Origin of the sequence: Niabella drilacis (assembly GCF_900101395.1) — a bacterium.
GTDB lineage: Bacteria > Bacteroidota > Bacteroidia > Chitinophagales > Chitinophagaceae > Niabella > Niabella drilacis.
In genome coordinates this window covers 165,577-173,691 of the sequence record NZ_FMZO01000011.1, presented here as the reverse complement: position 1 = coordinate 173,691, position 8,115 = coordinate 165,577, and the positions used below count along the sequence as shown (strand labels likewise).

At 45.7% G+C, this 8,115-nt stretch carries 9 protein-coding genes; 1 reads left to right on the top strand and 8 read right to left on the bottom strand.

From position 1 onward, the window contains the following. Positions 1 to 972 (top strand): Ig-like domain-containing protein (locus tag BLS44_RS26635; RefSeq protein ID WP_245729267.1); only part of this gene is annotated, 972 nt, incomplete at its 5' end. Positions 973 to 1,480: 508 nt separating this feature from the next. On the opposite strand, the gene BLS44_RS18465 is transcribed toward BLS44_RS26635, so the two are convergent. The 8 genes from BLS44_RS18465 to BLS44_RS18425 form a co-directional block, all read right to left on the bottom strand. Next, a complete protein-coding gene (locus tag BLS44_RS18465; protein ID WP_176954470.1) occupies positions 1,481 to 2,404 on the bottom strand; it encodes an FAD-dependent oxidoreductase in 924 nt (307 codons plus the stop codon). A 14-nt stretch (positions 2,405 to 2,418) separates the two neighbouring features. Next, positions 2,419 to 3,189 carry a hypothetical protein gene (locus BLS44_RS18460; protein WP_090391704.1) on the bottom strand — a complete coding sequence of 257 codons (771 nt, stop codon included), beginning with the start codon at positions 3,187 to 3,189 and terminating at the stop codon, positions 2,419 to 2,421. 12 nt (positions 3,190 to 3,201) lie between these two features. Beyond that, a complete protein-coding gene (locus BLS44_RS18455; RefSeq protein WP_090391703.1) occupies positions 3,202 to 4,047 on the bottom strand; it encodes a hypothetical protein in 846 nt (281 codons plus the stop codon). Positions 4,048 to 4,094: 47 nt separating this feature from the next. Next, positions 4,095 to 4,634, bottom strand: coding sequence for a hypothetical protein (locus BLS44_RS26300; RefSeq protein WP_143019842.1), 540 nt, complete (start codon positions 4,632 to 4,634; stop codon positions 4,095 to 4,097). Positions 4,635 to 4,769: 135 nt separating this feature from the next. After that, positions 4,770 to 5,597 carry a hypothetical protein gene (locus BLS44_RS18440; RefSeq protein WP_143019841.1) on the bottom strand — a complete coding sequence of 276 codons (828 nt, stop codon included), beginning with the start codon at positions 5,595 to 5,597 and terminating at the stop codon, positions 4,770 to 4,772. 12 nt (positions 5,598 to 5,609) lie between these two features. Next, positions 5,610 to 6,431 (bottom strand): hypothetical protein, encoded by an 822-nt coding sequence (locus BLS44_RS18435; RefSeq protein ID WP_143019840.1) that lies wholly within the window; start codon positions 6,429 to 6,431, stop codon positions 5,610 to 5,612. Between the two features lie 10 nt (positions 6,432 to 6,441). Next, positions 6,442 to 7,164 carry a hypothetical protein gene (locus tag BLS44_RS18430; protein WP_090391698.1) on the bottom strand — a complete coding sequence of 241 codons (723 nt, stop codon included), beginning with the start codon at positions 7,162 to 7,164 and terminating at the stop codon, positions 6,442 to 6,444. A gap of 14 nt (positions 7,165 to 7,178) precedes the next feature. Continuing rightward, entirely contained in the window at positions 7,179 to 8,090 is a 912-nt protein-coding gene (locus BLS44_RS18425) for a hypothetical protein (protein ID WP_090391697.1), read from the bottom strand. Positions 8,091 to 8,115 lie beyond the last annotated feature (25 nt).

Sequence of the window (8,115 nt, the reverse complement as noted above, 5' to 3'; positions counted from 1 at the left end):
ACGCAGCCGGCCCATGGTACGGTAACCAAAGATGCACTGGGTAATATTACCTATACACCCGATCCTGGTTTTGTGGGTAAAGACACCATTCCCTACCAGGTATGTGATCTGTCTGTTCCCACGCCTAAATGTACCAGCTCCTACCAGGTAGTAACGGTGAATGCTCCCGGAACAGCCAACAGTACTTCGGCCAGCGATGACTATGCTACCGCCGTTCAGGGAGCTTCCATCGTTCGTACTGCCGCCACCGGTTTAAAGGCCAATGATGTGGACCCGGAAGGCAATGCAACAACGATCACCGGCATCGGAGGCACGGCCCTGTCCGGCGGAACAGCTACGGTTGATGTTAAAAGTCCGGATGGTACTGTTGTGGGATCGCTTACGGTAACCAGTAACGGATCTTATACTTATACGCCCACAGTTGCCAGCTATACCGGTCCGTTAAATGTGCCGTATACGGTAACCGATGCCGGCGGAGCCACCGCCAGTGCCACCCTGTATTTACTGATTACTCCGGACCGGGTGTTGCCGGCCGTATTTGGTCCCATACAGGCTTACTGGAAGGATGGTGTGCTGTATGTGATATGGAATACACTTACCGAAGAGAACTGTAAAGAATACACGGTTGAAGGATCCATGGATGGTAAGAACTGGAAGGCCCTGGGCACAGTGCTCAGCAAAGCAAAAGGTGGTACTTCAACCACACCGCTGGATTATGAGTTCAGCACCGGTGCGGGTGCTCTTGCAGTTGCAGGTATGGGATTGGCAGCTTTGCTGCTGCTGCCGGCAGTGCGCGGCAGAAGCAGCCGGTGGCTGCTGGCGGTTGCCGCGGTGCTCACTATTGCGGCCTGTTCTAAAAAAATGACGGAAGAAATAGCTGCAGGAGAGAAGCCGGCCTATATCCGTATCGCACAAAAAGATATAAATGGTACTGTGAGCTATTCAAAGGTGATCAAGGTGGAGAAGGAGTAAGATTTTTAATACGTATCTGATCTCAGCGGCCGGGGTTTTTGCCCTGGCCGTTGTTATAGAAAGCAGTGGATACGGAGCTTTGTTGCCAGCTCTTGCAGCGGATTGACTTTGTTTTCATATAGGTGGTTTCGCTGGCCCTGTGAAGCCTTTCGGGAACCTTATCCGATGCAGGTGCAACGGTAGTGTTACTTTATTTACTACGCAGGCAGATATGACAGGGGAGCGCGGTTGCTGCCTGTTCCAAACAGCGGAGATACCAGTCGCTTTTTAACAAGCTCGTTCCTGTAAGGGTTATTAATACCCGGGCTGAATTGCTGAGTCCTGTTTTGTTTCAGCAGCGCCATTAATACGGGAAAAGCAATTACACCGGAAATAGTATATATCATCGTTTTGTTGCCCGCCTGCACTTGGGAAAAGACTTTCCATAAAATCAGTGTGGTGGCGTTGATCAGGCAGATCAGCAGTACGAGAAGCGCTCTTATATCTGCCTTCGTTTTTGACGTCAGTTTTATTGGTTCCCGGATCTGTATGGTATTGTTTTCAACGGCTTTCCGGCATGACTCATATTATATGAGGATCGATCATGCAGGAGCGGCACCCTGTTGAGTGCGTCTATGTATGCTTCCGGATGAAATGGTTGGCCCATTAAGCGCAGCAGCAGGTTGCTGCCGGCCGGCGGTTTGCTGCCCATATCTTTTAAAAGGAGGTTCAGGTAATGTGTAAGCTGCGAAAGTTCTTTCTTTTTACTATATCGCCTGAAGCGGCTGGCGGAAGGACTGTCTACGGGTGTTTGTATATCTCCGCTCAGATAAGCTGCCATCCAATGTGCGGCTATAGTGGCGGTAAGCGTAAAATAAAGGCCGCCATTCATGCCTACAAAACCAATGCTTTCAGAACCGGCAACACCGATATGACGATATAAACACCAGCGGTCTTTGTTGTTGAGCATTGTATTTAAATGGTTCCCCTTAAACCGAATAGCGCCGTTGGTATAGTGATAACTATCGGCTTCAAACCCGGTACAAACCACAACCGCGTCAAATTTTTGCTCTATATGCCTGTTATCATCACTGTCCCAGGCGGCAATACTCCATCCGTTTTTATCAAAATGAATTTTCTGCACTGTTGTACAAAAAGAGATGTATTGGTACATTCTGCTTTTTGATGCATAGGCCTGCAGGTATTGTTGCATTTCTTCGCCATCCGGCCATTCGCCGGAAAGGGGAGGAAGGCCGCTGTTATAGAATGTGTAATCTTGCCGGATGGTTTGGGCCACTTCACCTACATAGAAAATACTGCGTGCCCATGATCCGCCGATTGTTTTGTCTTTTTCAAATACCGTTATCGCATACCCCCGCTGCTGCAGGGCGCTCGCGGTTACCAGCCCGCTGATGCCGGCGCCGATCACGGCAATACGTTTTGCATTCGTCATGTGCCTGGTTTTCGTTAATCCACTTTTTCCAGAATCAATTCGCTGATGCCGCAGCTTTCTCCTTTCCATGCTGCATTCCATCCATCACCAATAACTGTTGTATTAGGACAAAGCCAGCTATGTCGCCATATCACTGCGTTATTGAATTCGTCACAGACTTTTTTATCATCGGTAGGCAGGGAAAGATACCACCACCGGCTGCCTGCATAGTGTAAAAACCGGCTGCTGCTATCGGAAACGGAAAAATTAGCAATGGTTATTCGCTGGCTGGGAAGGTCTTCTTTAGCAAAGTTTTGCAGGCGCACATTCCAGGAGGGGCCGGTACCAAAACCTGCATGATCTATTTCGTTGGGCTCATTTTCCGGTACACTTAAATACCAACGCGTATTGTTGGCCAGGTCATCCTGGAATATGCTGTAATATCGGATGCTGTTAATAAACCCCGTGCCTCCCGCAGGATTGGGAGTTGTCTCCACACTGTTTCCGGTATACACCGTTTTGCCAATATACCATACATAAGTATTGTTTGCAGGTTGTCCGTCTTCTTTGATAAATTTCACTTCCTCCGGCGTAAACCTTGTCCAGCCCAGTGTTTCGCGGTTGGAGAAGGACCCTAAAACAAATGCCTTACCATCGCTGCACATATATTTGGAGCGAATGATATAGTGGCCGTATTCTATCTTGTGCTCAATGGGGGCCGATGGTACAGGCGTATTTTTTTTCTTGCATTGGGTAAACAGGCAGGCAACGCCCATTGCTGTTATGATTGGAATTAACTTTTTCATCTGTTGTATTTTTTATTGCCATTTAATTTCGCTTGCGATGGCACATTTTGTAAGGTAGCCCTGCGCATCGTACTCATATTCGCTTTCGGATATGACGGGGTTCTGCGAATAGTCGAGCTGCCATTTGTTTTGCACAGCATTCCATCGATAAGCTGTTTCCTTTATAGAGCGCAGGGGGTTATTGGCAGGGAAATAAAATGTATAAATAATCCGGTTAATGGGCGAGGGTACACCATGCCCCTGGTGCTGCATGCCTACGGGTACTGTGCCAAAATAATTGAAGCCGATATCAGCGTAGGTGTACAATTTTTTACCCTCGTAGTAAGTAAGGTCTATGGAAATGGAATCGCTTGCATGGGTATCGCCGGCATTTTTGTGCAGATAGGTTACATGACCGGCATTGTTTCCGCCATAAGCATATACATATTGTACGGTGCGTGCTTCCTGGCCGGTGGGTTCATACAGTTCCCGGGCAATATGCCTTGTAAGCCTTCCCTGGCCGTCGTACTCGTAAGTGTGATTTCTGATAAGACCATTGCCATCAACGATTTCTTTTGCTGTGCTCACCCTGCCATTCACTATATTCAGCTGCCAGCGCCCGGTGGGCAGAAGATTACCGGCTGCATCGTATTGCTGTATAACAATGCCCGCGGCACTATGCTCAAACCGGGTGGAAGCATCCACGCCGTTATCAATGCGCTGTAGCCGGCCCTGTGCATCGTAGCTGAAAACGATGTTTCGGCTATTCACAATCATTGAAACTATTTTTTTATTGTTCCCGGGATGATCGCCACCGCTTTTTTTGCAGGAGGCGATAATCAGGAACAGGACGATGATACACGGGAGATATGGTTTCATTTTTGTTGCTTTAATTTGCCATAAGGTGTCTGATACGCGTGTTTTCGTTAGTGCGGATGGAGGGAAGCGCTTCCTGAAAAATCGAAGCCGGTGTGGGTTTTATTGCTGGCGGAAAATGTGGCGTATTCGTTTTGGTCTGTTTTACTCAAAAAAAGACATTTTCCGGACGACAGGCTCCAGTCCACAGTATAAAACGCTACATCAATGGGTTGATTATAGGGGACAATTGCTTTGATCTGGTAAGTGAACGTGTAATTGGGCAAATTAGCACGGGTTGTATTATCCACTGTGATGTTTGCGATAGGTATTTCTTTTCTATCGGTTAGCTGCCCGTTCTCCATTTTATAGCTAATGAGCATAGCTCTTGATTTTACGTAGCTCATAAAGTCAGTAGTGCTGCCAAGCGAACCCACCGATTTGGGAATAGTGAAGACTCCGATTATAGTGGATGTGTTGAGCGGAATATTGCTCTTGTATATATTGGTATTTTCTTTTCGTTCGGAAGGCTTATTGTTTTGCTTCGCCTGCGCATTGGCTATGGTAGCAGCGCAGATAAAGCACAAACTAAAGGAGAGTATTTTTTTCATTATTGTAGATTTTAATTGTTAGGAATAGTGAGAACTATCAGATTGTTTTTTTTATTCTCTTTTCATTTTAAAAAGACGATGAACGCCGAGGGGCTGTTATTCCAATCGGGGTATACGCTCTATCTGTTTAAAACTTTATTGCCAGACAATATCCGCACTGCTATACTTTACCAGGTATCCATCGGCGTCATTTTGGTACAGGTCCTCAGGGACTGTTCCTGAAGAACCACTCTGGTAGTTCCATTTTTGTTGTGCATTGTCCCACCTGTATCGCTTACTGGTGCTTGATTTTGGCGCATTGTTGAATGGGAGGGTGGATAGAACGTTATAAGCCGGGAAATTTCTTAGCGGCGACTCATCAATGGCGGCAGGAACAGTGCCAAAATAATCAAACCCGATATCAGCCCAGGTGTAAAATTTTTTGTCTTCGTAGTAGGTATATTGGGTTACAGCTGAGTCCCGGCGCACATTTTCGCCATTAAAGCTTAGTTCTATAATCCTTGAGGGGTTATTACCTTCATAGGAATAATAGTATTTCTTGGTTTCCAGTTTTTTATGCGTAATTTTTTCTAACCGCAGCGTGGTATGCTGCGTGAGCCTTCCCTGGGCATCGTATTGGTAAGTATGGCTAAGCTCCCGGTTATTGTCGTACGCTTCCTGTCCCGACACTACCTTGCCATCCACCATATTAAAAGCGCCAAGCGTTTCCGCAACAGGGTTATTGCCTGCATCGAATAATTGTATCGTAAAACCAGTGGGGCTGTATGCTATTTTCCTGTAATCGGTTGCCCCGTAATTAACGCGTACCAGCCTCCTTTCGTCGTCGTATATAAACGTATTGACCTTGTCGGTTTTTACAGACGCAATTTTTTTGCGGCCGTTACGGGATGTGTTTTCTCCATTCTTCTTGCAAGAGCTGATAAATAACAACAGCGATAGTATACAATAAATTATTTTTTTCATCTCTCTGAATTTTTATTTCCAGTTTATTTCAATATCGCCCCACTTGTTTAATCTGCCTTGTGCATCGTATCCGTATAGCGTTTCGGGATACTCCGAATTACCGTTAGTCAACTGCCACTGCCCGTTATGCCTGTAATAACTTTTTCGGGTACCGCTTTTCATGGCTGCGGCAGAAGGAATCATACCTTCTGATAAAAAAAGAAGCGGTAGCCGAAATCCAAATCCATTGGGGAAGCCACCAATGGGCGCTTTGCCAAAAAAAGAAAAACCCATATCCTCCCAGGTAAAATATTTTTTGTTTTCGTAGTAGCTTATATCCCAAATAATGGAGTCGGTTTTTGCGCCGTTGGCATCCCACACTTGCAGCACTACTTTGCTCAGCAGGCTGCCGTTCCACGTAAATTTAGATTCCCCTTTGTTTACTGTTTGGTTGTTTTGAGCGTTTCTTTTTGTTGCCTGTGCCTGTTGCATTCTTCCCTCGCTGTCGTAATTATAATCGTGCTGTATGCTGAAATTGTCGTTGGTCTCTATCGCATCTGTTACCCTTCCATCTACCACATTCATTTCTATTCGATAGGCAGTAGGGTTGTTTGCCCCGTCGTACCATTGCAGCACAATACCGGAAGGGCTGTATTCCGCTTTCATTTTAGAAGAAATGCCATAATCAATTCCTGTCAGGCGGTTTTGACCATCGTATTGATAGATATGATGAAATACCGAAGATTTGATACCGGCAATACGATCGGCTTTGGAGGCTGCATTGCCGCCATCTTTTTTGCAAGAAGCAAAAAACAAACAAAGGAATAATATGCTGCAAAGTTTTTTTGTCATCATCATTTCTGTTTTAATAATAAGTATATGTTTCCGTGCCCGACTGTCCGTTGCCGGTAAAAGTTCGGCTCGCAATGCGGTTTTGCGCATCGTAGGTATAAGTATAATTGGTAACGCTTACCTTTACCTGGTTGCCATCAGGGCGGCGTAAAACAATAGATTTAATAGGTTTTGGAAATTGCCTCCCGTAATAAGTTCTGCCAAAATTATCATCACCGGTGGTGTTGGTTTTATCTTCATAATACATGAACCAGGTGCTGAATTGCCATAGGCCTCCCTTTGTAGTACGCATACTGTCTTTTAGCCCCGTTGCAGCGTTGTAATAATGTTTAGTTTCCGATGGCACAAGCCCGCCGTCATAAGTGCGTATCAAACGCTGCCGGTTATCATATTCGTAGTATAGTGTATTGCCGCCGTCTTGTGGTTTTGATATTGCCAAACCGTCTGTGTTCAACATATAATCTGCCGTAAAACTGCCATCAACATTGGTCAATGTCCAGGTGGCTTTGCCGGGTTCGTATTTCATTTCTTCTTTGTAAAACATGCCTACGCCTTCTGCTTTCACCAATCTGTTTTGCCCATCGTAAGTATATTGCAAAACATTGCCGGTTTTGTCTGTAACCGTTTTCACGCGCAGGTAAGCGGGGTCCGGCGTATGGGCATCCTCTTTTTTACAGGAACTCCAAAATAAGATGCAGAGCAAAAGGGCGGTTTGTAACTGTTTTGTATAGTGCATGGTTGTATAAGTTTTTAGTACCAGGTAAAGGCATAGGATAAAGCCTGAATAAGCCTGTTTTTATCATCATACCTGTAAGAAGCAGCAAAGGGAAATTCGCTGCTCTGGCTTACCTGCATCCATCCATTGCCTTGAGCGTTGTCCATATCTCTCGCTTTCCCTTCTCTAGCCATCTTTTGCAATGGAAATGGCGCGGGTGTAAGGCTGGGATGGCCGGGCTCCACCAGTACAAGCGGCTTGAAGAATGGAAAAGGAATGCTCAGGTCATACATACCGGCTATCTTATAGTCCAGGCCGGTGCTCACCGTTCCAAAATAGTTAAAGCCAATATTGGCCAGGCTAAAAAATTCGGCATCAGCATAATGCGTTCTTGTTTCTATAATTGAATCGGTAGCTGTTGCGCCCAGCTTTCCGTAGTATCTCAGCGTTTGTGTTTCGGCGGTATAGCTCAAATAAATGTCTGCACTCATGGATAGGGAGCCGTTAGCACTTATGTTACGAACGCCTATCTCACTTATCCGGTCTTTATTATCGTACTCATAATAAAAATCCATACGGCTACCATTGGCCTTGTTTACGGTGGTGGTTGCCACCTTGCCATTCAGTAATGTAAAAAGATAGCTTTCCTTTAGGGGATCCGGAGCGGCGCCTTTGTAAAATTTGGCCGATATAGATTGAGGGGCATATTCCAGGCGCAGGGAAGATTGTGGGCCGCCGTCTGGGTAGTTGTAATCAATACGTTTTAGTCTTTTTTCCTCGTCATAAGAGTAATCAGCAACCATCTTTTGCGAAACATCCAATGTTAGTGTCTTAATGCGCTCGTTTTCGTAATGTACTTCGGGCTGCTTCGGGGTATTGTTTTTAGTGCAGGATGCACATAATAACAACGTCGCAATCACAAATAGCCTGGCAATTGAGGTATTCATTGGCCTGTTTTAAAGTAAAACTAAC

Excerpts from the sequence above, each read along its gene's own strand:
- BLS44_RS18425 (WP_090391697.1), bottom strand. The coding sequence starts at position 8,090 with ATGAATACCTCAATTGCCAGGCTATTTGTGATTGCGACGTTGTTATTA.
- BLS44_RS18430 (WP_090391698.1), bottom strand. The coding sequence starts at position 7,164 with ATGCACTATACAAAACAGTTACAAACCGCCCTTTTGCTCTGCATCTTA.
- BLS44_RS18440 (WP_143019841.1), bottom strand. The coding sequence starts at position 5,597 with ATGAAAAAAATAATTTATTGTATACTATCGCTGTTGTTATTTATCAGC.
- BLS44_RS18465 (WP_176954470.1), bottom strand. The coding sequence starts at position 2,404 with ATGACGAATGCAAAACGTATTGCCGTGATCGGCGCCGGCATCAGCGGG.
- BLS44_RS26300 (WP_143019842.1), bottom strand. The coding sequence starts at position 4,634 with ATGAAAAAAATACTCTCCTTTAGTTTGTGCTTTATCTGCGCTGCTACC.
- BLS44_RS18435 (WP_143019840.1), bottom strand. The coding sequence starts at position 6,431 with ATGATGACAAAAAAACTTTGCAGCATATTATTCCTTTGTTTGTTTTTT.
- BLS44_RS18460 (WP_090391704.1), bottom strand. The coding sequence starts at position 3,189 with ATGAAAAAGTTAATTCCAATCATAACAGCAATGGGCGTTGCCTGCCTG.
- BLS44_RS18455 (WP_090391703.1), bottom strand. The coding sequence starts at position 4,047 with ATGAAACCATATCTCCCGTGTATCATCGTCCTGTTCCTGATTATCGCC.